The organism is Pleionea sp. CnH1-48 (assembly GCF_024124665.1).
Taxonomy (GTDB): domain Bacteria; phylum Pseudomonadota; class Gammaproteobacteria; order Enterobacterales; family Kangiellaceae; genus JAMXSB01.
The window spans coordinates 1-1,615 of sequence record NZ_JAMXSB010000044.1; the positions used below are offsets into that span (position 1 = coordinate 1).

General features: G+C 46.6%; 1 protein-coding gene. It reads left to right on the forward strand.

Annotated elements, in window-relative coordinates:
- A partial coding sequence (locus NH399_RS25310) for a hypothetical protein (RefSeq protein ID WP_253044307.1) occupies window positions 1-1,615 on the forward strand: 1,615 nt, incomplete at both ends.

The window sequence follows — 1,615 nt, forward strand, 5'->3', positions numbered from 1 at the left end:
GTCAAGGTACTTTCAATGCAAATAGCAATACGCAAGACGTTGTGTTGCGCGCGGTAGAGTACGATGCACTGGGTAATGTGAGCAAAGAGACAGTAAATCAAGTTACTACCGAAACTCGCTATGATGCCTTAGGCCGAGTGGTGGATGTGGTCTCAGAAGCTCGTATGGCACTGGATAATGCGGCATTAACTAAAACCGGTTCTGGCGACAGTCTGACTTATGGTGGTGTATTAAATGCCGATGGCACTCAGTTGAGTGACGGTGCTTTGCGTTCTCCTTATCAGCGTTATGGCTATGATGCTTATGGTAATCAAATTCAACAATGGACATCGGGCGTTGGTTTAAATGATGCACAACGGTCTGCATGGAAAGCAGGCGATGACTTTGCCATCACCGTGTCTGCCAAAGACCAAACACTCATCACTGAGTTTGATGCCTTGGGTCGCAAAACCCGTGAAGTCGATGCAGCAGGCAATGAGACTCGTTATCGTAGTGACGCAGCAGGTAATGTAACGGATGTATTCCGTACGTATCAAGACGCGAATAAAACCACGACCTATGAAGCGCATACTGAATTTCAGTACGACAAATTGGATCGCCAGGTTGCGACGATTACCCATCTCGGCAATGCTAATCAGCTGAATATTGATAATCAAGAACGTCAGCAAATTCAGGCCATGGTGTACAACGGTTATGGCGAGATGGTGGCTCGTGGCTCTAAGCTTCAAGCAACGTCAAGTCGTGCAGATTATATTGCGAGTCTTGAAGAGCAGTTTTCTTACAATGCGGCAGGCCAGTTGATTGCTAGCAACGAGAATGATGGTGTTCTTAAAGAGTACCGTTACAACCTGCAAGGCCTACGTGTTGCCGAATATAATCCAGCGAATGGATTAACGCAGCATGCCTATAACAAGCTGGGACAAAAAACTTTAACTGTACTGCCACAGTTTAAAATGGAGTACCTTGGGGGGGCTTCTGCACTAGTTGAGGGGTATCTGACAGAGAGTGGCTTTGTAGATGAAATGCCCCAAATTAGGACTCAGTTTGATCGCTGGGGCAATGTGCTGGAGGTTCGTGATAATGCCGGGCTTGAGACTACTTATCGTTATAACGCTCTGAACCAATTGACACAGGAATTTAAAAAAGACGTTGAAATCACTGGTGAGAATGGCTCCGTCGTTATTGATGATGTGTCGATGTTTTATGAGTACGATTCTCAAGGCAATATGGTCAAGATGATGAACCAGCGCGGCTTTGTGACCAGTCGGGAGTACGATGCTGTTAATCAGATGATGCATGAGACCGATGGTGAAGGTCACACGACGCATCTTCGTTATGATGCATTGGGGCGCGTGATTGCCAAGCAGAATGCGTTAGGCCATGTGACCACCACCGAGTTTGATGCGCTGAATCAAGTGACTCAATTAGGTGATATCACCACTCTCGATGGACAGAAAAAAGCGCAAATACTGACGCGTTTTGAATACAACGCGTTGGGTAATCAGACGAAAGTTTATACGGCTCACAGTGAGGATGAAACCGCAACAGACGGAACCCAATGGGCGTTGAAAACCACCGAGTATGATACCCGGGGCAATGTGATTAAAACCACCAG